This window comes from Bacillus sp. 1735sda2, assembly GCF_024159245.1.
GTDB classification, from domain to species: Bacteria; Bacillota; Bacilli; order Bacillales; family Bacillaceae; genus Bacillus; species Bacillus pumilus_O.
In genome coordinates, this window is sequence record NZ_JAMYWZ010000001.1 from 1,674,430 (window position 1) to 1,699,207 (window position 24,778).

At 41.3% G+C, this 24,778-nt stretch carries 28 protein-coding genes; all 28 read left to right on the forward strand.

Features of this window, described 5'->3' with window-relative positions; all coding sequences use genetic code 11:
* Positions 1–22 precede the first annotated feature (22 nt).
* Genes fliF through NKR21_RS08765 form a run of 28 tightly spaced genes read left to right on the forward strand, consistent with a single transcriptional unit; the run spans position 23 to position 24,772 of the window.
* Positions 23–1,615 carry a flagellar basal-body MS-ring/collar protein FliF gene (gene fliF / locus NKR21_RS08630; RefSeq protein ID WP_012009954.1) on the forward strand — a complete coding sequence of 531 codons (1,593 nt, stop codon included), beginning with the start codon at positions 23–25 and terminating at the stop codon, positions 1,613–1,615.
* An 11-nt stretch (positions 1,616–1,626) separates the two neighbouring features.
* Positions 1,627–2,643, forward strand: a complete 1,017-nt coding sequence (gene fliG / locus NKR21_RS08635; protein WP_012009955.1) for a flagellar motor switch protein FliG — start codon at positions 1,627–1,629, stop codon at positions 2,641–2,643.
* A complete protein-coding gene (fliH, locus tag NKR21_RS08640; protein WP_012009956.1) occupies positions 2,636–3,400 on the forward strand; it encodes a flagellar assembly protein FliH in 765 nt (254 codons plus the stop codon). Before fliG ends, fliH begins: the two co-directional genes overlap by 8 nt.
* On the forward strand, positions 3,397–4,713 hold the full coding sequence (fliI, locus tag NKR21_RS08645) for a flagellar protein export ATPase FliI (RefSeq protein WP_012009957.1): 1,317 nt from the start codon (positions 3,397–3,399) through the stop codon (positions 4,711–4,713). Before fliH ends, fliI begins: the two co-directional genes overlap by 4 nt.
* A gap of 8 nt (positions 4,714–4,721) precedes the next feature.
* On the forward strand, positions 4,722–5,165 hold the full coding sequence (gene fliJ / locus NKR21_RS08650; RefSeq protein ID WP_034620036.1) for a flagellar export protein FliJ: 444 nt from the start codon (positions 4,722–4,724) through the stop codon (positions 5,163–5,165).
* A gap of 12 nt (positions 5,166–5,177) precedes the next feature.
* Positions 5,178–5,876 carry a MotE family protein gene (locus tag NKR21_RS08655; RefSeq protein WP_119124848.1) on the forward strand — a complete coding sequence of 233 codons (699 nt, stop codon included), beginning with the start codon at positions 5,178–5,180 and terminating at the stop codon, positions 5,874–5,876.
* Positions 5,877–7,208: a flagellar hook-length control protein FliK gene (locus NKR21_RS08660; RefSeq protein WP_088001453.1), complete on the forward strand. Its 1,332-nt coding sequence runs from the start codon at positions 5,877–5,879 to the stop codon at positions 7,206–7,208.
* Positions 7,208–7,654, forward strand: a complete 447-nt coding sequence (gene flgD / locus NKR21_RS08665; RefSeq protein WP_003211424.1) for a flagellar hook assembly protein FlgD — start codon at positions 7,208–7,210, stop codon at positions 7,652–7,654. Before NKR21_RS08660 ends, flgD begins: the two co-directional genes overlap by 1 nt.
* Before the next feature lie 17 nt (positions 7,655–7,671).
* On the forward strand, positions 7,672–8,463 hold the full coding sequence (flgG, locus tag NKR21_RS08670) for a flagellar basal body rod protein FlgG (protein WP_144456016.1): 792 nt from the start codon (positions 7,672–7,674) through the stop codon (positions 8,461–8,463).
* Positions 8,464–8,500: 37 nt separating this feature from the next.
* Positions 8,501–8,716, forward strand: a complete 216-nt coding sequence (gene swrD, locus NKR21_RS08675) for a swarming motility protein SwrD (RefSeq protein ID WP_012009963.1) — start codon at positions 8,501–8,503, stop codon at positions 8,714–8,716.
* Positions 8,713–9,141 carry a flagellar basal body-associated protein FliL gene (gene fliL, locus NKR21_RS08680; protein ID WP_012009964.1) on the forward strand — a complete coding sequence of 143 codons (429 nt, stop codon included), beginning with the start codon at positions 8,713–8,715 and terminating at the stop codon, positions 9,139–9,141. Before swrD ends, fliL begins: the two co-directional genes overlap by 4 nt.
* Before the next feature lie 32 nt (positions 9,142–9,173).
* Complete coding sequence (gene fliM / locus NKR21_RS08685; RefSeq protein ID WP_003212239.1) at positions 9,174–10,172, forward strand: flagellar motor switch protein FliM; 999 nt, start codon at positions 9,174–9,176, stop codon at positions 10,170–10,172.
* Positions 10,162–11,286 carry a flagellar motor switch phosphatase FliY gene (gene fliY, locus NKR21_RS08690; protein ID WP_012009965.1) on the forward strand — a complete coding sequence of 375 codons (1,125 nt, stop codon included), beginning with the start codon at positions 10,162–10,164 and terminating at the stop codon, positions 11,284–11,286. The genes fliM and fliY overlap by 11 nt, the downstream gene beginning before the upstream one ends.
* A 27-nt stretch (positions 11,287–11,313) precedes the next feature.
* Positions 11,314–11,676, forward strand: coding sequence for a chemotaxis protein CheY (locus NKR21_RS08695; RefSeq protein WP_007499584.1), 363 nt, complete (start codon positions 11,314–11,316; stop codon positions 11,674–11,676).
* Between the two features lie 18 nt (positions 11,677–11,694).
* The gene (gene fliZ / locus NKR21_RS08700; RefSeq protein ID WP_012009966.1) at positions 11,695–12,354 is read left to right on the forward strand and encodes a flagella biosynthesis regulatory protein FliZ; all 660 of its coding nucleotides are present in this window, start codon (positions 11,695–11,697) and stop codon (positions 12,352–12,354) included.
* Positions 12,347–13,012 carry a flagellar type III secretion system pore protein FliP gene (fliP, locus tag NKR21_RS08705; RefSeq protein WP_007499580.1) on the forward strand — a complete coding sequence of 222 codons (666 nt, stop codon included), beginning with the start codon at positions 12,347–12,349 and terminating at the stop codon, positions 13,010–13,012. Before fliZ ends, fliP begins: the two co-directional genes overlap by 8 nt.
* A gap of 16 nt (positions 13,013–13,028) precedes the next feature.
* Positions 13,029–13,298, forward strand: a complete 270-nt coding sequence (gene fliQ, locus NKR21_RS08710) for a flagellar biosynthesis protein FliQ (RefSeq protein WP_003211206.1) — start codon at positions 13,029–13,031, stop codon at positions 13,296–13,298.
* A 6-nt stretch (positions 13,299–13,304) separates the two neighbouring features.
* On the forward strand, positions 13,305–14,084 hold the full coding sequence (fliR, locus tag NKR21_RS08715) for a flagellar biosynthetic protein FliR (protein ID WP_012009967.1): 780 nt from the start codon (positions 13,305–13,307) through the stop codon (positions 14,082–14,084).
* Entirely contained in the window at positions 14,081–15,169 is a 1,089-nt protein-coding gene (gene flhB, locus NKR21_RS08720) for a flagellar biosynthesis protein FlhB (protein WP_012009968.1), read from the forward strand. The genes fliR and flhB overlap by 4 nt, the downstream gene beginning before the upstream one ends.
* Positions 15,170–15,198: 29 nt before the next feature.
* A complete protein-coding gene (gene flhA / locus NKR21_RS08725; protein ID WP_012009969.1) occupies positions 15,199–17,232 on the forward strand; it encodes a flagellar biosynthesis protein FlhA in 2,034 nt (677 codons plus the stop codon).
* Positions 17,232–18,347 carry a flagellar biosynthesis GTPase FlhF gene (gene flhF, locus NKR21_RS08730; protein ID WP_144456018.1) on the forward strand — a complete coding sequence of 372 codons (1,116 nt, stop codon included), beginning with the start codon at positions 17,232–17,234 and terminating at the stop codon, positions 18,345–18,347. Before flhA ends, flhF begins: the two co-directional genes overlap by 1 nt.
* The gene (locus NKR21_RS08735) at positions 18,344–19,249 is read left to right on the forward strand and encodes a MinD/ParA family protein (protein ID WP_012009971.1); all 906 of its coding nucleotides are present in this window, start codon (positions 18,344–18,346) and stop codon (positions 19,247–19,249) included. Before flhF ends, NKR21_RS08735 begins: the two co-directional genes overlap by 4 nt.
* Entirely contained in the window at positions 19,246–20,319 is a 1,074-nt protein-coding gene (locus NKR21_RS08740) for a protein-glutamate methylesterase/protein-glutamine glutaminase (RefSeq protein WP_144456020.1), read from the forward strand. Before NKR21_RS08735 ends, NKR21_RS08740 begins: the two co-directional genes overlap by 4 nt.
* A 5-nt stretch (positions 20,320–20,324) precedes the next feature.
* Complete coding sequence (locus NKR21_RS08745; protein ID WP_119124851.1) at positions 20,325–22,355, forward strand: chemotaxis protein CheA; 2,031 nt, start codon at positions 20,325–20,327, stop codon at positions 22,353–22,355.
* Positions 22,356–22,379: 24 nt separating this feature from the next.
* Positions 22,380–22,841, forward strand: coding sequence for a chemotaxis protein CheW (locus tag NKR21_RS08750; protein WP_012009974.1), 462 nt, complete (start codon positions 22,380–22,382; stop codon positions 22,839–22,841).
* Between the two features lie 12 nt (positions 22,842–22,853).
* Positions 22,854–23,480: a chemotaxis protein CheC gene (locus NKR21_RS08755; RefSeq protein WP_012009975.1), complete on the forward strand. Its 627-nt coding sequence runs from the start codon at positions 22,854–22,856 to the stop codon at positions 23,478–23,480.
* Positions 23,480–23,980: a chemotaxis protein CheD gene (locus NKR21_RS08760; protein WP_003212153.1), complete on the forward strand. Its 501-nt coding sequence runs from the start codon at positions 23,480–23,482 to the stop codon at positions 23,978–23,980. Before NKR21_RS08755 ends, NKR21_RS08760 begins: the two co-directional genes overlap by 1 nt.
* Positions 23,981–24,004: 24 nt before the next feature.
* Entirely contained in the window at positions 24,005–24,772 is a 768-nt protein-coding gene (locus tag NKR21_RS08765; RefSeq protein WP_012009976.1) for a FliA/WhiG family RNA polymerase sigma factor, read from the forward strand.
* Positions 24,773–24,778: the final 6 nt, after the last annotated feature.

Here is a 24,778-nt window from a genome sequence, read left to right on the forward strand (position 1 = left end):
AATGGAATGACCGGGGGTTAAGATGAATCGTACTTTAATGCAATTAAGAACAAAAACAGTTGAGTTTTGGCGAAATCGATCAAAATTACAAAAAATACTTATGATTGGTGGCGTTGCTGCCCTAGCAATCATTATTACGGTTGTTAGCATCTTTGCTTCTTCTGAAAAAATGGTTCCATTGTTTAAAGATTTGTCTGAGTCAGAAGCAGGGCAAATCAAACAGGAACTGGATGGCAAAAAAATTAAATCGGAACTTGCAAACAATGGAACAACGATTCTCGTTCCAGAAAAGCAGGCAGACTCTTTAAAAGTAACACTCGCATCTCAAGGCCTTCCCAAGACAGGGAAGATTGATTATTCCTTCTTTGCGAACAATTCCGGCTTCGGTTTAACAGATAATGAATTTGATGTTCTGAAAGTAGACGCAACTCAGACAGAACTGTCCAATCTGATCAACACGATTGATGGAATTAAAGATTCAAAAGTTATGATTAACTTGCCAAAAGATTCCGTTTTTGTTGGAGAAGAGCAAAGTAATGCATCAGCATCTATTGTGCTGCAAGTTGAACGTGGGTACACGCTCTCGCCGCAGCAAGTAAAAGGCCTTTATCATCTTATTTCAAAAAGTGTACCGAATTTAAAGACAGAAAACATTGTCATTATGGACCAAGATTCAAACTACTACGACTTAAACAGCAGTTCCGATTCCTATGCAAGTGGAATGGATGCGCAGCAGCAGAAAAAAGAAGAAATTGAAAAGAACCTTCAAAGAAAAATTCAACAGCTGCTCGGAACAATGATGGGTCAAGAAAAAGTCGCTGTATCGGTCACAACAGACATTGATTTTACTGAAGAGAAAAGAAAAGAAGACCTTGTAGAACCAGTTGATAAAGAAAACATGCAAGGCATCGCTGTCAGTGCTGAAAAGATTGCTGAAACTTATTCAGGAAACGGTGCAGCAGCTGGTGGAACCGCTGGAACTGGCGATGATGATGTCACAAACTATCAAGGCGCCGATGGAGCGAATGGTAGCGGAAATTACGAAAAGAGCGAAGATCGTATCAACTATGAAGTCAACCGCATTCATAAAGATATCAAAGAGAGCCCTTATAAAATTAGAGATGTTGGCATTCAAGCATTGGTCGAACCACCAACGGCAAACGATGTGAACTCTTTAACAGCTGAACGGCAAGATGATATTAAAAAGATTCTTTCAACGATCATTAGCACGTCAATTGATAAAGAATACACAAATGGTCAAGCGCTCACTCAAGCAGACTTAGATAACAAAATTGTTTTATCTGTATCAAAATTAGACGGTAAACAGCAAACAGCAGCAGAAAACCCATCAAACAATATTCCAATCTGGGTTTATATTGTAGGCGGTGTGCTACTACTTGCAATTATCGCTCTTATTATTCTTCTTGTGCGTAGACGCAGAAAAGAAGAGGAAGAAGAGTTTGAGTTTGATGAACGTACACCACTCCATGTTCCTGATATCGACACTGAACCAGAAACAGAGGAAATGGTGAGGAAAAATCAGCTTGAGAAAATGGCAAAAGATAAACCAGAAGACTTTGCTAAATTGCTACGCAGCTGGCTGTCCGAGGATTAGGAGGAATACACATGTCGAGAAAAGATCCAAATCGACTAACAGGCAGACAAAAAGCAGCAATCCTAATGATTTCCTTAGGGCTAGACGTGTCAGCATCTGTATACAAACATCTGTCTGAAGACGAAATAGAAAAATTAACACTTGAAATTTCCAATGTACGAAGTGTAGATACTGCTAAAAAAGATGAAATCATCGAAGAGTTTCACAGCATCGCCATCGCGCAGGACTACATATCACAAGGCGGTCTTATGTACGCAAGACAAGTACTTGAAAAAGCACTTGGTGAGGACAAAGCGGACAGCATCTTAAACCGATTAACATCCTCGCTTCAAGTGAAGCCGTTTGATTTTGCTCGAAAGGCTGACCCAGAACAAATCTTAAACTTTATCCAGCATGAGCATCCACAAACCATTGCGCTCATCCTTTCCTACTTAGATCCAGTCCAAGCAGGACAGATATTATCTGAATTAGGCGAGGATGTACAAACAGAGGTTGCGAGACGTATTGCTTTAATGGACCGCACATCTCCAGAGATCATCAATGAAGTGGAACGCATTCTTGAGCAAAAGCTTTCTTCAACCTTTACGCAAGACTATACGCAAACGGGCGGAGTCGAAGCGGTTGTAGAAGTACTAAATGGTGTAGACCGTGCGACCGAGAAGACCATTTTAGACACTCTTGAAATTCAAGATCCTGAGCTTGCTGATGAAATTAAGAAACGTATGTTTGTCTTTGAAGATATTGTCACACTTGACAGCAGAGCGATTCAGCGCGTGATCAGAGACGTTGAAAATGATGACTTATTGCTCGCACTCAAAGTGGCAAGCGAAGAGGTCAAAGAAATTGTCTTCCGCAACATGTCACAGAGAATGGTCGAAACGTTCAAAGAAGAAATGGAGTTTATGGGACCTGTCCGGCTTAGAGATGTCGAGGAAGCACAAACCCGTATTGTCAGCATCGTAAGACGACTCGAGGAAGCTGGAGAAATTGTCATAGCTCGAGGCGGAGGAGACGATATCATTGTCTAGGATTATCAAACATGAAACATCTGTTATTCCTGAGCAACGCCGGCAAACGATTCCTTTGCAGCAAGTGGAGTTCAAAAAAGAACATCATGAAGAAGAGCTTGTCAATGAAACAGAAGCATCGCAGCTTGTACTAAGTGATGCTGAAGATCAAGCAAGTCGTATAGTAGAACAAGCAAATAATGAGCTTGAAAAAACAATGGCTGAAATCAATCAGCGCCGCGCTGATTTTGAAGAAGAAAGAATGCAGCTCATTGAAGAAGCGAAACAAGCTGGGTACCAAGATGGCTTCCAAAAGGGTGAAGCAGATGCGATGAGTCAGTATCAATCAATTCTTGATCAAGCAAATGACATTGTCAGTCTTGCCAAGCAGGATTACGAAGAGAAAATTGAAAGCTCCGCAGAAAAAATTGTGGAACTGGCTTTTGAACTCGCCAAACGCGTTTGGTACTCGGCTGATGACACGAAAGATCAATTTTTGGCTCTCGTGAAGCAGGTCATTTCTGAAGTGAAAGAATATGACGATATTTCCATCTATGTGGACCCTGAACATTACGATCATGTGATGGAGTATAAAGACGAATTAATCAGAATCCTTCAAAAGGATACACACCTTGCCATTTACTCAGATGAAAAAGCGCCAAAAGGGACTTGTTACGTAGAAACAAGCTTTGGAAAAGTGGAAGCGAGTGTTGATACCCAAATGAATCAGTTGAAAGAAAAGCTACTAGAAGTCATTGATTCAGGTGATCACAAATGAACATCGATGTGTTAAAAGAAACGATTGAAACCGCTGATCCTTATAAACGATTTGGTAAAGTCAATCGAGTTGTTGGACTGATGATTGAATCTAAGGGGCCGGAAAGTTCTATCGGAGACGTGTGTCTCATTCATAAAAAGGGACGTAAGCACGATCCGATAAAAGCAGAGGTTGTAGGTTTTAGAGATGAACATATTCTGCTCATGCCTTATGTAGAAGCATCCAACATTTCACCAGGAAGTCTAGTTGAAGCGACAGGTGAGTCGCTAAAGGTCAAAGTTGGTACGGGGTTAATTGGCGAAGTGGTTGATGCCTTCGGTGAACCACTGGACGGCAGTATGCTTCCAAAGGGACTTGCACCTGTTTCCACAGATCAGTCACCTCCAAACCCGATGGACAGGCCACCTATTCGCGAAAAAATGGGCGTTGGTGTCAGAGTGATCGACAGCCTGCTTACAGTCGGTACTGGTCAGAGGATTGGGATTTTTGCTGGAAGTGGTGTTGGTAAAAGTACCTTAATGGGGATGATTGCGAAGCAGACAGAAGCAGATCTGAATGTGATTGCCCTTGTTGGAGAGCGTGGCCGGGAAGTTCGTGAGTTTATTGAAAAGGATTTAGGTACGGAGGGACTAAAGCGATCGATTGTTGTCGTTGCAACTTCTGACCAGCCTGCACTAACGAGAATGAAGGCTGCTTATACAGCAACAGCTATTGCAGAATATTTTAGAGACAGAGGAAAAAATGTCATGTTCATGATGGACTCTGTTACACGGGTCGCTATGGCACAAAGGGAAATCGGTCTTGCAACTGGTGAACCGCCAACGACAAAAGGATATACGCCTTCAGTGTTCGCTATACTGCCAAAATTACTTGAACGAACTGGAACGAATCAGCTTGGTTCCATCACAGCGTTTTACACAGTGCTTGTTGATGGTGACGATATGAATGAGCCAATCGCTGATACAGTTAGAGGAATCTTAGATGGTCACATTGTACTTGATCGTGCTTTAGCCAACAAAGGACAATTTCCCGCTGTCAATATTCTGAAAAGTATCAGCCGTGTTATGAGCAATATCGCAAGTCATGATCACAAGGAGGCGGCCAACCGGTTCCGCCAGCTTTTATCCACTTATCAAAACGCTGAAGACCTCATTAACATTGGAGCATATAAAAAGGGCTCCTCGAAAGACATTGATGATGCCATGCAGGCTTATCCTCATCTGATTTCATTTTTGAAGCAGGATGTAGAAGAGGCTGTATCTATTGAAGACAGTGTGAATGTATTGCTCGGTTTGATGAATAGAGAGGATTGACGAAAACAGTGAGATATCAGTACAAATTTCAAAAGCTCTTAGAACTGAAAGAAAGTGAAAAAGACAAGTCACTCGCAGCGTACCAACAATCCGTTTCGGCATTTGAGCAAGTCGCTGAAAAGCTCTATGAAAATATGAGTAAAAAAGAATTAATGGAAAAAAGCAAAGAAGAAAAGCTGAGAAGTGGTATGAGTGTTCAAGAAATGCGTCATTATCAGCAATTTGTGACCAATTTAGATAACACCATTCAGCATTATCAGCAGCTTGTGATCATGAAGCGCCATCAAATGAATGAAAAACAATCTGATTTAACTGAAAAAAACATTGAATTTAAAAAGTTTGAAAAAATGAAAGAAAAGCAATATGAAAAGTTTTCCCTTGAACATAAGGCCATTGAAATGAAAGAAATGGATGATATCTCTATCAGCCAATTCATGTTTCAAGGACATTAGGAGTCGAGATGAATGCCTAAGAAGGAAAAAACGAAAGAATCAAGCGGCGGAAAATTTCAATGGATCTTGTTTATTGTCATCATCCCATTGATTGTGCTTGTGTTAGTGACTGGCACAATCCTTTATATGGCAGGTTTTGATCTAAAGAAGCCGCTCCAAAACATTCCGGGCGTCAGCAGTTTGGTTGGTTCAGATGACACGTCAAAAACGTCATCTTCACATAATAATCAAAGCGATGCAGAAGTGAACGAACTGAAAAAGACCATTAAAGAGCAAAAAAATGAACTTGAAATTGCACAAAAAGACTTAAAAACAAGTGATGAAGAGATTAAAAGACTGAATCAAAAAATCAGTTCACTTGAAAAAACATCTGAAAATGATGCAAATAATACGTCTTCGAATGACAGTTCATCAAACAACAGCTCATCAAGCGATACATCAAGTAATAATGCGTCAGGGACAACTTCTGATGGGGCAGCAGCCTCTAACCAGAAACCTAAAGGGAAGATTGCTAGTATCTATGAAAGTATGGATGCAGGGAAATCCGCCAAAATTTTATCAGAATTAAGTGATAAAGAGGCATTGAAGATTCTTGAAGAGCTAAGCAAAAATAAACTAACAGACATATTAGCAAAACTAACACCTCAGAAGGCAGCTACGTTTACGAAAGAGCTTGCTAAAAAAGAAAGTGAAAATGGGGGTGGACAATAAGTGAAGCTATTGGATATTGGAGCCTTACAGCAATCATCTCAAGGTCTCTCGGGACCAAAGGGGAGCGGCGTGAACTCTGCAAGCGGATTGTTTAAACAATTACTTAGCGGGGCAGGCGCGCAAAGCGAAAGCGGTCTTGTGAATGCCGAGACAGCGGGTGCTACTCTTTCCATCAATGATGCAATGCAAATCATTGAAAAATGGATGCAATCACCTGAAGAAGGAATCGACGAAAACCTTCTTAGCGCCCTTCAAACACTTCAAGGTCAAACGCTTGATTCATCTGATCTCGAGTCACTAGAAGAGTTGTTTCAAAAAATGGAATCCTCCATTTACGGTGAACAAGCTGATAAGCCAGCTTCTGAACATAGTGAGCAGCTCATACAAGTCCACTTTTTCTTATACCAACTGCTCAATCAACAGCCGCTCAGCTTTGATGCAAAGATAGTGCAAGATATTGAAGCAAAGGGTCAAGATTTCATTCACTTTCTTTCGAAAAATGGGGTAGATGAGAAACTGATTCAGCAAGTAAAAGAGCAATTTTTCTCGCAGCAGGGTTCAGCACCAAAGCTGAATTCAATGTCTCAAAGTGAGCTGAAACACTTTAATCAGTTAATCGACCATATGATGGCAAATGCAAAAGGGTCAGACAAAGAGTTAAAGATTGCTTTAGGAGAGTTAAAAGAATTGGTCTCTCCAAGACAAGAATCTACTCTTACTACTCCTGCTAAAGGGACTGCTTCTCTTGAGTGGCTCATCAAAAAGGAAGTTGTCAAAGGACAAAGCACTGCTGCACCTGCTTCTGAAAAAACGATCACTCATACGCTCTTGCCAGGTCATAAGCAGTTTTTTCAACTGCAATCAGCAGCTCCTGTTCAGCAGACACAAACCACTGATGAAAAGCCGGGAACGGTGGATCAGCAAATTCTAAATACATGGAAGCAAATGAAATTCACGCCATTTGGCAACTCAAGCGGACGCTTTACAGTTCGATTAAATCCAGAAAATCTCGGATTTATCACGATTCAGCTGACGAAGCAAAATGGTATGTATGCAAGTAAGATTACTGCTTCGACACAAGCAGCAAAAGAGCTGCTTGAGCATCACCTGCCGCAGCTCAAACAGGCGCTTCCGAATATGTCGGTTCAAGTAGACCGTTTCCATATACCACTTCAATCAAATGAACAGTCGTTATTTGGACAATTTAACGAAGAAAACAAGCAGCAACAGTCAAAAGGGCATCATTTCCAGAACCCTGATGAACAGGAAGCAGAATTCCAAGATGTACTGGATGCTCTTGTTGGGTCAGATGAAGAAGAGGAGGAAATCTAATGGCAACAGTTGATGCTACGAATAGAACAGTCGCACAAACAGACACTTCTTCAAAAGCAGAAAAGAAAACAGATACGCTAGGCAAAGATCAATTCTTGAAAATATTGCTCACGCAGCTTCAAAACCAAGATCCAACAAACCCACTAGATGACCGTGAGTTTGTCACACAGCTTGCGACATTTTCATCTTTAGAACAGCAAACCAATATGAACGATTCTATCACCAAGCTGAATCAGCTCATGTCTACATTTGTTGCTCACCAAGATCCGTTTACGACGTATGTAGGGTGGATCGGTAAAGAAGTATCGGGCAAATTGGATGATAAAGATATATCAGGCACTGTGAAATCTGTTAAAAACATAAACAATGAATACTTCCTGTATTTAGAAGATGGAACGAAAATCAGCCCTTGGGATGTTACAGCAGTTGGAGAAAAAACGAAGTAATTCGAGGAGGAAAATAAATGTTACGCTCACTTTACTCAGGAATTAGTGGAATGAAAAACTTCCAATCAAAATTAGATGTTGTAGCCAACAACGTAGCCAACGTCAACACACATGGATACAAAAAAAGCCGTATCACTTTTAAAGATATGGTCAGCCAAACAATTTCAAGCTCAGGTGGTCCGACGAATAACTCTGGTTCAATCAACTCAAAACAAATTGGTTTAGGATCATCTTTATCTTCTATTGATAAAATCATGTCAGCTGGAGCTTCTCAAAACACAGATGAACCTTACGACTTCTATATCAATGGAGATGGGTTTTTCCGTATTGAAAGTCAAGGAGAAGTTCTTTATACCAGAACGGGTAACTTTAAACGGGACTCAGAAGGAAGTTTAGTCACTCCTGATGGAAACTACCTTCTAGGAATGAATGGACAAAAAATAACGATTCCAGATGGCGTTTCAAGTGTAAGTGTTGGTCCAGATGGAACGATTTCGGTTGTTGAAAACAACGTATCTAGAAATGTTGGACAGGTCTCGCTCGTATCTTTCAGTAACGCAGCAGGATTAGACAAAGTTGGTGACAACCTTTACCGTCAAACGTTAAGCTCGGGTGCACCAAGTAACCCTATCGTTCCTGGTGAACAAGGAACGGGCGTCATCCAAACAGGTCGACTTGAAATGTCAAACGTTGATTTAACAGACGAATTTACCGAAATGATTATCGCGCAGCGTGGATTCCAATCGAATGCAAAGACGATCACAACATCTGATGAAATCCTGCAAGAGCTTGTGAATCTGAAACGATAGGAGGTAGGGGGAGCGGAAGATCGCTTCTCTGCTTAATATGATTGAAGTAACAAGATTGAACGGCAAAGGATTTATGCTGAACGCTCTCCATATCGAGCAAATCGAAAGCTTTCCAGACACGACCATTACATTAGCCAATGGAAAGAAATTCGTAGTGAAAGAAAATGAAGATCAGCTTCAAGAGAAAATCATTTCTTTCTACAGAAAAATCCAAGTCATTTCATTGAATCAAGGAATAGAGGAATTTGAATGAAGAAGAAATTAGTCGTAGTAATGCTAATCATGATTATTGCCATCGGCGGAATAGGAGCAGGCATCATATTTCTGCTGAATGGTTCAGACGAAGCAAAAGCTGAAAAAGAGCCAACAGCAGATGAAGTCGTAAAGGCTTCTGTTGAAATTCCTGAGATTATCACCAATTTAAAGTCTGAAGGAAATGCGGTCAAACTTGTATTGAATATTGAAACAGACTCTGAAAAAGCAAAAGAAGAGCTTGAGAAAAGAAGTTTTCAAGTGAAAGACGCCGTAATTGACATTTTATCAGACACGAATGCAGATGAACTTGATGGCAAAAAAGGCAGAGAACATTTTAAAACACTAGTCAAAAACAAAGTGAATAACTATTTGCAAGATGGCAAGGTGAAAGAAGTATATATAACCTCCTTTAATCTGCAATAGAGGCGATTAATTGACACGATGGAGGTGAAGAAATGTCAGGAGAAGTGCTTTCCCAGAATGAGATCGATGCATTATTATCCGCCATATCTACAGGCGAAATGGATGCTGAAGAGCTGAAAAAAGAAGAAACGACGAAAAAAGTAAAGGTGTATGATTTTAAACGTGCACTGCGCTTTTCGAAAGACCAGATTCGAAGTTTAACAAGGATTCACGATAACTTCGCTAGACTGCTCACCACACACTTTTCAGCTCAGCTAAGATCATATATTCAAATTACTGTCAGCTCGGTTGACCAAGTACCATACGAAGAGTTTATTCGTTCGATTCCTAATATGACATTATTAAACTTATTTTATGTCAGTCCGCTTGAAGGAAGAATCATGCTTGAAGTGAACCCAACAATCGGCTATGCCATGATGGACAGGCTGATGGGCGGGATTGGCATTAGTCATAATAAGACAGAATCACTTACAGAGATCGAAACAAAGATTATCTCAAACATGTTTGAGGGAGCTTTGGAAAATTATAGAGAAGCGTGGCAGTCCATAACTGATATCGAGCCTGAAATGGCAGATTTCGAGGTAAATCCCCAGTTTGTACAAATGGTGTCACCAAACGAAACAGTTGTCGTCATTTCTCTTAATACACAAATAGGTGAGGTAAGCGGGGTTATTAACCTATGTATTCCTCATGTTGTATTAGAGCCTATTATTCCGAAACTGTCTGTACATTACTGGATGCAGTCTGAACGAAATGAACCAAAACAACAAGAAACAAAGGCCATTGAAAAACGGATAATGACGGCAAAAATACCGGTAGTCGCAGAGCTAGGGGAATCGGAAATGACGGTGGAAGAGTTTTTGAATTTGGAAATTGGTGACTGTATTGCCTTGGACAAACCAGTAAATGCGCCTCTTACTGTTATGGTCGGAAATAAACCGAAATTCTTGGGACAGGCCGGCCGCGTGAATCGGAAACAGGCGATTCAAATTCTAGATCACGACATAAGAGGTGAAGAAGATGGAGAATAACGGAAGTAAATTATCACAAGACGAAATCGATGCGCTCCTTAAAGGAGGTAGCAATGACGATATAGAGCCTGATACAGTCCTATCTGCAATGGAACAAGATGCCATTGGAGAAATCGGGAATATTTCATTCGGCAGCTCTGCTACAGCACTTTCAACCCTATTAAATCAAAAAGTGGAGATTACCACCCCAACTGTTACAGTGATTCAAAAAAGTATGCTGAATGAGGAATTTCCTCATCCGTATGTCGCGATTGAAGTGAATTATACGGAAGGCTTCAGCGCAAGTAACCTGCTTGTCGTCCAGCAAACAGATGCAGCAGTCATTGCGGACTTAATGATGGGCGGAGACGGGACAAATGCTGACCCTTCTTTAAGCGAAATTCACTTAAGTGCAGTACAAGAAGCGATGAACCAAATGATGGGATCTGCTGCGACATCCATGTCGACGGTCTTTAATAAAAAGATTGATATTTCTCCGCCTCGCGTCGAATTACTTGATGTGAAAGAAGGAGAAGGAACAGACCGGATCCCAGCTGCAGAAATGCTTGTCAAAGTATCCTTCAGATTAAAAATAGGTGAACTCATTGATTCAAATATCATGCAGCTTTATCCTATTACATTTGCGAAAGATTTAATTGCAGAATTAACAGACCCTGCGCAAGAGGAAGAGCCGGTTCAAGAAGCTCAAGTGAGTACACCTGAACCTCAACAAGCAGCTCCGCAAACGCAATCTGCACCAGCGCAGCAAGCAGCTCCGCCAAAAAGACAGGCGAAGCCAAAACCGGCAGCACCTGTAAATGTGGCACCAGTTGAATTTGAAGCATTCAGTGAGCCTCAGCATTCAACAAGCCAGCTTGGAAATCTTGATATGCTGATGGATATTCCGCTTTCCATTACGGTGGAACTTGGAAGAACTCAGCGAAGTGTCAAAGAAGTCCTTGAGCTTTCAGCAGGAAGTATCATTGAACTGGACAAACTTGCTGGTGAGCCAGTAGACATTCTAGTTAACAAGCGAATCGTCGCCAAAGGGGAAGTCGTTGTCATTGATGAGAACTTTGGTGTTCGTGTGACTGATATTTTAAGTCAGTCAGAAAGACTTTCTAATTTAAAATAAACAAACATACAGGGAGAGAATAAGTAAATGGCTACTAAGGTATTAATCGTAGATGATGCAGCATTCATGAGAATGATGATAAAGGATATTCTTGTAAAAAACGGATTTGATGTAGTAGGAGAAGCAGAAAACGGTGCTCAAGCAGTTGAAAAGTACAAAGAAACGTCTCCAGATCTTGTCACAATGGATATCACAATGCCAGAAATGGACGGGATCACAGCACTAAAAGAAATTAAACAAATTGACGCTTCTGCAAAAATCATCATGTGTTCTGCAATGGGGCAGCAGTCAATGGTTATTGACGCAATCCAAGCAGGTGCAAAAGACTTTATCGTGAAGCCGTTCCAAGCAGACCGCGTACTTGAAGCAATTAATAAAACGTTAGGCTAAAAAAGGGTGTAAGACTTGTTGAAAAAACGTTTGATATGTATAGCAATGATCAGTTTTATGCTTTTCTTGACGATGCAACCCGCCTCACTGTTTGCTGAAACAAAAGATCCTGAAAATGGCACAGTGAATGACTGGATCAAAGAAGAGAAAAGCAGCAAAAAGGATACAGAAAAGACAACCACTGACAATCAAACGAATCCGGCAGAAGAAGTTCCCTCTTCTTCTGTCTCCATTATGGATTTTGTCAAAATGATTGGTGCTTTACTTTTTGTCATCCTGCTTATATATGGATTGGTGAGATTTGTTGGTAAGCAAAACCGCTTACTTAAACCATTTCGCTATGTTGAAAATATTGGTGGAACGACGGTAGGCCAAAACCGTTCAGTCCAGCTTATCAAAGTGGGCAAACGAGTATTAGTTGTCGGAGTAGCGGACTCGATCCAGCTGCTAAAAGAAATTGATGATGAACAAGAATGTGAAGCGATCGTCCAACAATACGAAGAAGCGATGGAAAGTAAAACAGATTTACCAAAAATCGTTCAAAAATTCACATCTCAGATAAAGAAAAAGGATCAGCCAACCACTTCTTCTTTTTCAGCCAATTTGAAGGCACAGCTAGCCGAATTGAAAAAGACCCAATCAGAAGTCAGAAAGAAAGGCCCGAAACAAAATGAATGAGTTTATCGATTTATTTAATTCCAGCGGAGCAGGGAATATTAGTACGTCTGTCCGTCTTCTTTTACTTTTAACCGTATTTTCTGTTGCACCAGGCATTCTCATTTTAATGACATGTTTTACACGAATTGTGATTGTACTTTCATTCGTTAGAACATCACTTGCAACCAACTCAATGCCTCCAAACCAAGTACTTGTTGGGCTTGCTTTGTTTCTCACATTCTTTATCATGGCACCCACGTTCTCAGAGATTAATAAAGAGGCACTTACGCCGCTTTTAAATGATGACATTACACTCAATCAAGCTTATGAAAAAGCCGAAGTGCCAATTAAAGAGTTTATGAGTAAACATACGAGACAGAAGGATTTGGCTTTATTTCTTAGTTACGCAAAAATGGATACACCTGAATCGATAAAAGATATTCCGTTAACGGCGATGGTACCCGCATTTGCAATTTCAGAATTAAAGACGGCATTTCAAATTGGTTTCATGATCTTTATTCCATTTTTAATTATTGATATGGTCGTCGCAAGTGTCCTGATGTCAATGGGGATGATGATGCTTCCTCCGGTTATGATATCGCTCCCTTTCAAAATATTGTTATTTGTTTTAGTCGATGGATGGTATTTGATTGTCAAATCTTTGCTGCAAAGCTTTTAGAGTAGGTGCTTAAAACATGAGTTCAGAATTTGTCATTACGATGGCTGAAAGATCAGTGTATGTGGTATTGCTTGTCAGTGGGCCGCTTCTAGCGCTCGCTCTTATTGTGGGACTGATTGTCAGTGTATTTCAGGCAACAACCCAGATTCAAGAACAGACGCTTGCGTTCATTCCTAAAATTGTTGCAGTTCTTATTGGACTTGTTGTGTTTGGTCCATGGATGCTGTCGACCATTGTGTCCTTTACGACAGAGCTGTTCTCGAATTTAGATCGATTTGCAGGTTAACGAGCGATGTCAATCATAGAATTATTCCCTGCTTTTCTATTAGTTTTTATTCGGATCACCGCTTTTTTTGTAACAGTACCGCTTTTAGCGCATAGAACGATCCCAGCTGTACACAGAGTTGGATTCTCACTGTTTTTAGCCGTGATTAGTTTTAGCACAATTAAGGAACCGCCAGCACTCGACATAGACGGTCTTTATATGATGCTTGCGGTGAAAGAAGCAATGGTCGGACTTCTACTTGGTTTGATTGCATATATCATGGTGTCCGCTGTTCAAATTGCCGGCTCATTTATTGATTTTCAAATGGGGTTTGCGATCGCCAATGTAATTGATCCGCAAACAGGGGCACAAACGCCGCTGATGGGGCAATTTTTTTATACGGTCACATTGCTATTGATGCTGGCAACTAATGCACATCACCTGCTGCTTGATGGAATCTATTACAGTTTTCAATATATTGCAGTTGATCAGTACGCACTGAATTTCGGCAGTGAATCTTTTGCTTATTTTATTGCAAAGAGCTTCAACCAAATGTTCATTATTGCCTTTCAAATCTCAGCACCAGTTGTCGCTAGCTTGTTTTTGGTCGATTTGGCATTAGGCATTGTGGCACGAACAGTCCCGCAGATGAACGTTTTTGTTGTCGGACTTCCTATTAAAATGGGTGTGAGTTTTATTATGATTATCATCTGTATGGGCGTCATCTTTGGAGTTGTCCAAAATACATTTGATACGATTGTACTCACCATGAGGAATTTCTTAGCATTGGTCGGTGGTTCGTCATGATGACAAGGCTTAGACTAGACTTGCAATTTTTCGCAGGTGAAAAAACAGAAAAAGCAACGCCGAAAAAGAGGCAAGATTCACGTAAAAAAGGTCAGGTTGCCAAAAGTACCGACGTCAATACAGCCATCTCATTTCTATTAATCTTTTTATCATTCTTTTTTATTGGGCCTTTTATGAAAGAGCGTATTATTGCGCTCATTGAACGTTTTTATTCAACAACGATGCTAATGAAAGTTAGCACATCTAATATTCATCAACTATTTGTGGAATTGCTTCAGGAAACAGGGCTCCTCCTCATGCCAATACTTGGTGTTGGTATGCTGGCAGGGATTATCAGTAACTATTTGCAAGTTGGCTTTCTCTTTTCGACAGAAGTAATCAAACCAAAATTAGAAAAACTCGATCCAATCAAAGGGTTTAAACGAATATACAGTATTCGAGCCCTCGTAGAACTATTAAAATCCATTTTAAAAATTGGTTTAATTGGTTTTGCGACATTTATTGCACTTTGGATGCACTTTGACGAAATCCTAAGGCTTCCTTTACTAACAGCAGAGGAAACTCTTCATTTCGTGGCAAGTATGACCTTGATTATGGGGCTATATGCAGCAGGTGCTCTCATGGTCTTAGCAGGGCTTGATTATATGTATCAGAAATTTGATTATGAAAAAAACTTACGGATGTCCAAACAAGACATCAAAGATGAGTATAAAAAATCAGAGGGTGACCCGCTCATAAAATCAAAGATTAAACAGCGTCAGCGGGAAATGGCCATGAGACGGATGATGCAGGAAGTCCCAAAAGCGGACGTCATCATTACAAACCCAACCCATTATGCCATTGCTCTGAAATATGACGAAGAAAAGATGGACGCGCCCTTTGTTGTGGCAAAGGGAACAGATATTTTGGCTTTGAAAATTAGAACGATTGCGAAAGAGCACGATATTATGACCGTAGAAAACCGGCCGCTCGCTCGTGCACTCTATGATCAGGTCGACATTGACCAAGCGGTGCCAGAGGAATACTTTAAGGCAATCGCAGAAATTTTAGCTTATGTTTATAAAACGAAACAAAAGATTTTATGAATTTTTGGTTTTAAAAGGAGAGAACAGGCATGTCAGCAAGAGATTTATCTGTTTTATTCAGTGTTATTTTAATTGTGGCGATGCTGGTCATACCGTTTCCGCCAATGCTATTAAGTATTTTAATCATTATTAATATTTCTCTTGCGCTTATCGTGCTTCTCACCACAATGAACATGCAAGAACCACTGCAATTTTCAATATTTCCATCATTGCTTTTGCTCTTAACGCTCTTTCGCTTAGGGCTTAACATCTCTACAACACGATCTATTCTTTCAACTGGAGACGCAGGAAAGGTTGTAGAAACGTTTGGTTCATTTGTTGTTGGAGGAAATGTACTCGTTGGTCTTGTGGTCTTCCTTATTCTGATCATCATTCAATTTGTTGTCATTACCAAAGGGGCTGAGCGTGTTTCAGAGGTTGCGGCAAGATTTACCCTCGATGCGATGCCAGGGAAACAAATGAGTATTGATGCAGATTTAAATGCTGGGATGCTGACAGAAAGTGAAGCAAGAAATCGCCGTGAAAAAGTAGCGAGAGAAGCAGACTTTTATGGTGCGATGGATGGAGCAAGTAAGTTCGTCAAAGGGGATGCCATCGCAGGTATTATCATCGTCATTATTAATATTATTTTTGGGATTATCATTGGGATGCTTCAGCAAGGAATGTCAATTCAAGAATCAGCTTCCCACTTTACATTATTAACGGTAGGAGACGGGATTGTTTCACAAATCCCTGCACTTCTCATTTCAACAGCGACAGGAATTGTCGTCACAAGGGCTGCTTCTAATGGGAACCTTGGGTCAGATATCACTGAACAGCTGTTTGCATTTCCAGCTATGCTTTACGTCACGGCAGGTACGATCTTCCTTCTTGGGTTGTTTACACCAATCGGCGTACTTTTGACAGGACCGATCGCAGGTTTACTTGCCCTCGGCGCATACTTGATGTCAAAAAACAAACAGGATCAAGAAGAAATAGAAGAGGTACTAGAGGAGCAGGCAGAGGTAGAAGAGATGAAAAGTCCAGAAAGTGTCATTCACCTTCTCCAAATGGATGCCATTGAATTTGAGTTTGGCTATGGCCTGATTCCGCTAGCCGATGCAAATCAAGGCGGTGACCTGTTAGACCGGATTGTGATGATTCGAAGGCAGCTTGCCCTTGAACTTGGTCTTGTGATTCCAGTTGTCCGGATCCGGGATAACATTGCACTTAACCCAAATGAGTATCGACTCAAAATAAAAGGGAATGAAGTGGCAAAAGGCGAGCTACTGCTTGATCACTACTTAGCGATGTCGCCTACACCTGATGATGATCCGATTGAAGGAATTGAAACAATCGAGCCATCCTTTGGTCTTCCGGCTAAATGGATCTCAGAAGCAGAAAAAGATCAGGCTGAGATGCTTGGCTATACGGTAGTAGATCCTGCATCAGTTGTGTCTACTCACATCACAGAAAAAATTAGACAAAACACACACGAACTGCTCGGACGCCAAGAAACGAAGCAATTAATCGATCATCTGAAAGAAAGTTATCCTGTCTTAGTGGATGAGGTGACGCCAAATCCACTAGCAGTTGGTGATATTCAAAAAGTGCTTGCAAAACTGCTGAAAGAAAAGGTTTCTATTCGAAATCTTGTCACCATTTTTGAGACGCTTGCAGACTACGGAAAGTTAACGACGGATACAGATTTGTTAACAGAGTATGTCAGACAGGCGCTCGCAAGACAGATTACCGCACAATATGCGAGAGAGAATGAATCACTCAAAGTCGTGACATGCTCGGGCCGAGTGGAAAAGGTGATTGCTGACAGCGTACAGCAAACAGAGCATGGGAACTACTTATCGTTAGATCCAGAATCCTCTGAAAGTGTGATTCAATCAGTGGCGAGAGAAATTGAACAGCTTTCGCTTCGTCAGGAAACGCCGGTTCTATTGTGCTCACCTCCTATAAGAATGTACGTCAAGCAGCTGTTAGAAAGATATTTCCCGGAATTACCGGTACTATCTTATAACGAACTAGAAGCAAATGTGGAAGTACAGAGCATCGGAGTGGTGGATATCTAATGAAAATGAAAAAAATCACAGCGAATTCAATGCAGGAAGCAACGATTCAAATTAGGCAGCAGCTTGGGAAGGATGCCGTCATCTTAAATTCCAAAACCGTTGTGAAACGAAAGCTATTAGGTTTAAAGAAACAGCAAATGGTTGAAGTGATTGCAGTGCTGGATCAAGATTTTGAAGAAAGAGCGGGTAAAGGTGGACAGCCTGCGCCCCCTCTTCCAGTATTTCCGAAAAAGGAGCAGGTTCAACACCGACCTAAAGAGCCGTCTCTTGCTCCTGAGGCAGTGAAACCAGTACCTCTTCAAGCTCAGCCGTTAGAATATGCGAGGAATGAGCGGCATGCTGGTATATTGCCTGACCCTCTCATGGCAATCGATCAAAAGCTGAAGGATCAAGGTCTTGATGATGCCATTCGTGACGAATGCCTCAAAGGTCTTTTAACGAAGGGCGCTGTCAAGGAAGAGCAAATTCAAAAAGAACTTGAACAACTGCTGACAGATATGCTGCCGTCTCACACTTCTGATGATCCGATGATTCGTTCTAAATACATTGTGCTGTTTGGTTCGACTGGGGCTGGTAAAACAACAACGATTGCAAAGCTCGCTTCCAAAACGGCCATTCAGAAGCAAAAGAAAATCGCTTTTATTACAACAGATACGTACCGAATAGCAGCAATCGAACAACTGAAAACATATGCAGAACTACTTAATGCACCGCTTGAGGTTTGTTATTCGAGAGAGGATTTTGTAAAAGCTCAAGAGACATTTAAAGAGTATGATCATATTTTCGTAGACACAGCGGGTCGTAACTTTAAAGAAGAAGCGTATATCAAAGAGCTGACAGACATCATTCCATTTGATGAAAGCATTCAAAGTTTCCTAGTGATGAGTGCGACCTCAAAGTATCAGGACATGAAAGCCATGGTGAAACGTTTTGAACACGTTTCAATCGATCAATTTATTTTTACAAAAGTAGATGAAACAGACACGATGGGCACCATTTTTCAAATCATTGCAGACTCTCAAATTGGACTTGGCTTTTTAACAAATGGTCAAAATGTTCCTGAGGATATTCTTGAGGGCTCTCCTCTTGAATTAACAAGGATGGTCTTACAATGATGAAGCCTGACCAAGCAGAAGGTTTAAGAAAGCTCGTTCAACAAAATCAAACGATCACACCAGCTCCTCTTGGTATAAGCGGACAGGCAAAAACCATTGCTGTCATGAGCGGTAAAGGCGGGGTTGGAAAATCGAATTTGACGCTGAATATGGCACTATCTATCGCAAATGCAGGTAAACGAGTGTTAGTCATCGACCTTGATTTTGGTATGGGGAATATTGATATTTTACTAGGGAAAACATCGACTAGCTCTATTTTAGATGTTCTTGTCAGGAAGAAATCCTTCCAAGCGGCTATGACTCAAGGAACGAACAACCTTTATTACATTTCTGGCGGAAGCGGACTTGAACAGCTGTTTTCTTTAGATAAAGATCAATGGTCGTTCTTTCTAGAGGAAATGGAAAGAATGATGCACGACTTTGATTGTATCTTCTTTGATATGGGGGCTGGTTTGTCAAAAGATCAACTACCTTTTGTTTTATCAGCAGGAGAAGTTGTAGTTGTGACAACGCCGGAACCAACATCAATCATGGATGCCTACAGCGCCATTAAACATTTAGCGATTCACCAGTTTGAACAATCTGTGCAAATCATTGTCAACCGGTGTAAAACCCCGTCAGAAGGGTCAGAAACCTATCGGAAATTAGCAGGAGTAGTCACATCATTTCTTCACAGAAAACTAGTATTTGCTGGTGCTGTCCCGGATGATCCTGCGGTTCCAAAAGCAGTGGCTGAACAAATTCCATTTTATATGAAGCAGCCTCATTCAAGGCTGAGTAAAACGATTAAGATGCTGGCGGAAACACTTTATCAACAGCAGATAAGAGAGGCACAGAGAGAGCAGCATACGTTTATAGATAAGTTGTCCTCTTTTTTTAAAAGGAGGAAGGTGGACTCATGATTAGAGTGCTTGTAGTAGATGACTCGGCCTTTATGCGAAAACTCATTAGTGACTTCCTAACTGCCGAGCAAGAAATAGAAGTCGTCGGAACGGCGCGAAATGGGGAAGATGCCTTAAAACGGATCAAGGAACTGAATCCAGATGTCGTCACATTAGATGTGGAAATGCCTGTTTTAAATGGAACAGAAGCATTAAAACAAATTCTGGCTGAACACGACCTTGCCGTAATTATGGTGTCAAGCCAGACAAAGCAAGGGAAAGATTTAACCATCCATTGCTTAGAACTTGGTGCTTTTGACTTTGTCACAAAGCCATCAGGAAGTATTTCACTTGATTTATACAAAGTAAGAGGCCAAATTGTAGAGCGGGTGCTTGCGGCAGGGCTGTCAAGGAAACGCACTGAAGTGCCGGTTTCTTCTAAGCCGGTGATGAAGCCGTCAATCCCAGTGGCTACACCTCGCCCGCAAGCAGTAAAAAGCGGCTCACTCCGAAAGATTATTTCAATCGGAACATCAACGGGAGGGCCAAGGGCACTTCAACGAGTCGTTACGAAGCTGCCCAAGGACATAGAAGCCCCCATTTTGATAGTGCAGCATATGCCGGCAGGATTTACGGCATCACTTGCTACTAGGTTAGACCATTTATCTCAAATTTCGATTAAAGAAGCGCAAGATGGAGACATCGCTAAAAATGGAGTAGCTTACATAGCGCCTGGTGGAATGAATATGTCACTTCATGAACAAGGGGCATCCTTAGTCATCAGACTGTCTCCAGAAGACACGGAAAGCCGTCACAAACCTTCTGTTAACTATTTATTTGAATCGATCAGTCATATAAAGGGTTACGAGAAAATTGCTGTCATTATGACAGGCATGGGTAGTGACGGCACAGAAGGTGTCAAAAAAATGGTCGCAAGCGGTCATACAAAAGTCATTGCAGAAAAAGAAGAATCATGTGTTGTTTTCGGAATGCCTAAATCAGTCATTAAAGCAGGCCTTGCACATGAAACAAGGCATGTGGATGACATCGCACATGCAATTATAAGCTCCATGAAAAAAGAGAGGGCGTGAACACGTTGGATGTAAACCAATACTTAGATATCTTTTTAGATGAAAGCAGAGAACACTTACAAACTTGTAATGAAAAACTTCTTGATTTAGAAAAGAACCCAACCGACTTGCAGCTAGTGAATGATATATTCAGAGCCGCTCACACATTGAAAGGCATGAGTGCAACGATGGGCTACGCTGATATGGCTCAGCTAACACATCATTTAGAAAACATGTTTGATGCCATTCGAAATGAACAAATGATTGTCACACCTGAGTCGATGGACACGATGTTTGAAGCGCTTGATCACCTTGAAGCAATGGTTCAATCAATTGCAGAAGGCGGAGATGGGAAACGCGATGTCACAGAGATTAGTAAAAAACTAGATGTGACAGGAAGCCATGCTGAGGCAGCTCCTAGTGTTGAAACTGCGGATGTATCAGCGGCTTCTGCTAACGACTTAGACTATAACGAATTTGAACGAACAGTGCTTGATGAAGCGAGGGAACAAGGCTTTAAATGTTATGAACTCAATGTCACATTAAGTGACGCATGCTTATTAAAAGCGGTTCGTGTCTATATGATTTTTGAAAGACTGAACGAAGCAGGCGAGGTCGTTAAAACAGTTCCAAATGCAGAACTTTTAGAATCAGAAGATTTCGAATCTGAATTCAGTATTTCTTATTTATCTAAACAACCAATGGACGAAGTGAAGAAAATTGTGATGACGATCTCAGAAGTTGAACAAGTTGAGATCTCAGAAGTCTCTGCATTTGAAGAAGCATCTCCAGCTGAAAAACAAGAGGCAAAACCTGAACAGGAAAAAGAAGAAGTATCTGTGCCTGCTGCGAAAGCCCCAGCAAACGATGCGCCAAAAGCAAATGGCAATAACGGTGCAGCTGCCGGCGGAACAAAAACGATTCGGGTCAACATTGACCGTCTCGATTCTCTCATGAATCTGTTTGAAGAACTGGTGATTGACAGAGGACGTTTAGAACAGATTGCCAAAGAATTAGAAAATAATGAACTGACAGACACAGTTGAAAGAATGACACGTATTTCTGGAGATCTGCAATCGATCATCTTGAATATGAGAATGGTTCCTGTGGAAACGGTGTTTAACCGATTCCCTCGTATGATTCGTCAATTGACAAAAGAGCTGAATAAGAAAATTGAACTGATTATTGAAGGTGCTGAAACAGAGCTTGATCGAACAGTTATCGACGAGATTGGTGATCCACTCTTACACTTACTTAGAAACAGCCTAGATCACGGAATTGAATCACCAGAAGAACGTGTGAAAAAAGGCAAGCCAGAAAAAGGTACCGTTCTATTAAAAGCGTATCATAGCGGAAACCACGTCTTCATTGAAGTAGAAGACGATGGCGGCGGAATTAACCGTAAGAAAGTGCTTGAAAAAGCATTAGAGCGCGGGGTTATTACAGATAGAGAAGCAGAGACACTTGAAGATCATCAAATTGATTCACTGATCTTTGCAGCAGGATTCTCTACAGCTGATACGATTTCTGACATCTCAGGCCGCGGTGTAGGCCTTGACGTTGTAAAAAACAAGCTGGAATCACTAGGCGGATCTGTAAGCATCAACTCAACAGAAGGACAGGGCTCACTATTCTCGATCCAGCTTCCGCTTACATTATCGATTATTTCTGTACTTCTTGTGAAACTGGAAGAGGAAACATTTGCGATTCCGATTTCTTCTATTATTGAAACGGCTGTCATTAAGAAAAGCGACATCCTTCAAACGCATGATCGTGAAGTAATTGATTTCCGCGGATTTATCGTACCGGTCGTGTACTTGAAGAAACAATTCCACGTACCGAATGCGAATGAATTAGAGGAAGAACTGCACATCATCGTTGTTCGTAAAGGAGATAAGCTGACAGCATTTGTGGTCGACTCATTTATTGGACAGCAAGAGGTTGTATTGAAATCACTAGGAGATTACTTGCCAAACGTGTTTGCGATCTCAGGCGCAACAATCCTAGGCGACGGTCAAGTGGCACTCATCGTTGACTGTAATGCACTGATCAAGTAAAAAACAATAGAGGAGCGGTCTGAAATGAGTACAGATATCCAAACTGGCGAAAAGATGATTGTGTTTATCGTAAACAAAAAAGAATACGCCATTTCAGTATCAGAAGTAAAGTCCATTGAAAAATGGCAGCAGCCGACAAGAGTCCCTGGCGTTGCCCCTTATATATGCGGTGTTATTAATCTGCGCGGTGTCGTGACGCCTGTCATCGATCTAAGAGTGAGACTTGGATCAAGTGACAACGAAATTACAGATGAAACAAGAATGATTATTGTACAATTTGGTGACATTGAAGTCGGCTGGATTGTTGATGAAGCGAATGATGTCATTACAGTCCATCAGGAAGAAGTAGAATCTTCTCCTGAATCAGCTGAAAAAGAAGGGCAATCATGGGTGACAGGTATCATTAAGCATGATCAGCGTCTATTTAATATCATTCATCCTGGTGCTGTTCTCGACAAGAGTGTTCAAGATGCACCTGTTCATTAAGGAGGATGTGAAATGAGCATTTTCAATGAAATAAAAGATGAACAGCTGGATGTATTAAGAGAGGTTGGGAATATTGGAGCAGGCCACGCCGCGTCTGCTCTTGCCAGCCTATTGGATCGCAAAATAGATATGGCTGTTCCATTTGTCAAGGTTCTCTCGTTTGAAGAGTTAATGGAATTCTTTGGCGGTGCAGACCTCCCAGTTGCAAGCATTTTCCTGCGAATGGAAGGAGATTTATCTGGCTCAATCTTTTTCATTATGCCCTTTGAGCAAGCAGAGCAGTTTGTAAGAGAGCTTGTACGAGATCCGGCATTTGATATTGATACTATTCACGAGCATGTGATGGGGACTTCAGCACTTCACGAGCTGGGAAATATTTTAGCAGGCTCTTATTTATCAGCCCTTGCCGATTTAACAAAATTGCAGCTTCACCCAAGTGTTCCAGATGTTACGCTCGATATGTTCGGAGCTGTCATTAGCGAAGGATTAATGCAATTTAGTCCTTTAGGTGATCAGGCAATTGTGATTGATACATCGATTTTTGATGATCAAAATAAGCAAGAGCTGAAAGGAAATATGTTTCTATTACCAGACTTTGAATCGTTTGAAAAACTATTCGAAGCATTAGGTAACCTGTAATGAACGTTCAGATTCCGGCAGTTGTAAAGGTTGGTATAGCGGATGTTCAGCTTGTGAAAACACCGGACCGCATTCGGACATCCGGACTTGGTTCTTGTGTAGGACTTGTTCTGTTTGATCAAGAAAAAAAACTGGCAGGTCTTGTTCATGTCATGCTTCCAGACTCATCCCTTGCAAAAGGGGCAGTGGAGAACTTGGCTAAATATGCAGATACAGGTGTCAAGCATACAATTGATCTTCTCCTTAAAGAAGGAGCGCGCAAACATGCGCTAAAGGCAAAACTTGCTGGTGGCGCAGAAATGTTTAAATTTAAGTCAACCAATGATCTCATGAGAATTGGACCTAGAAATGTATCAGCTGTTAAAGAACATCTGTCTCTTTATCGCATCCCGATCATTAGTGAGGATACGGGCGGGAACAATGGTCGTACGATTGAATTTGATCCGCTTACGACAGAGCTTGAGATCCGCACTGTGAAGCAAGGCATTATGAAGATATAACTAAGGAAGTATAGGGGGAGAAAGATGCAATCCTTAAATTACGAAGATCAGGCGCTATGGGCTAGATGGAAAGAGTGGAAGGACCCAGCTGCTGGAGATGATCTTATGCGCCGCTATATGCCGCTCGTCACATATCATGTTGGAAGAATTTCCATCGGTCTCCCGAAGTCAGTGCATAAAGAAGACTTGATCAGTCTAGGGATGCTCGGTTTATATGATGCCCTTGAAAAATTTGACCCCGGAAGAGATCTGAAGTTTGATACATATGCATCCTTCAGAATCCGCGGGGCCATCATCGACGGTCTTCGTAAAGAGGACTGGCTGCCTCGTACATCAAGAGAAAAGACAAAAAAAGTAGAAGCGGCGATTGAAAAGCTTGAACAACGCTATTTACGAAATGTGACGCCGACAGAAGTGGCTGAGGAACTTGGCATGAGTGAACAGGATGTTGTCACAACAATGAATGAAGGTTTCTTTGCAAATCTGCTTTCAATCGACGAGAAGCTTCATGATCAAGAAGACGGTGAAAACGTCCAAGTCATGATTCGCGACGAGAAAACTGTGACACCTGAAGAGAAGATGCTAAAAGATGAATTAATAGAACAGCTTGCTGAAAAAATGACCGAGCTATCGGAAAAAGAAAAGCTCGTGATCAGTCTATTTTATAAAGAGGAACTGACGTTAACGGAAATCGGTCACGTGCTCAATTTATCGACCTCACGCATTTCGCAAATTCATTCTAAGGCATTGTTCAAGCTTAAGCATCTGCTTGATAAAGCCATTCAATCTTAAAGAGTT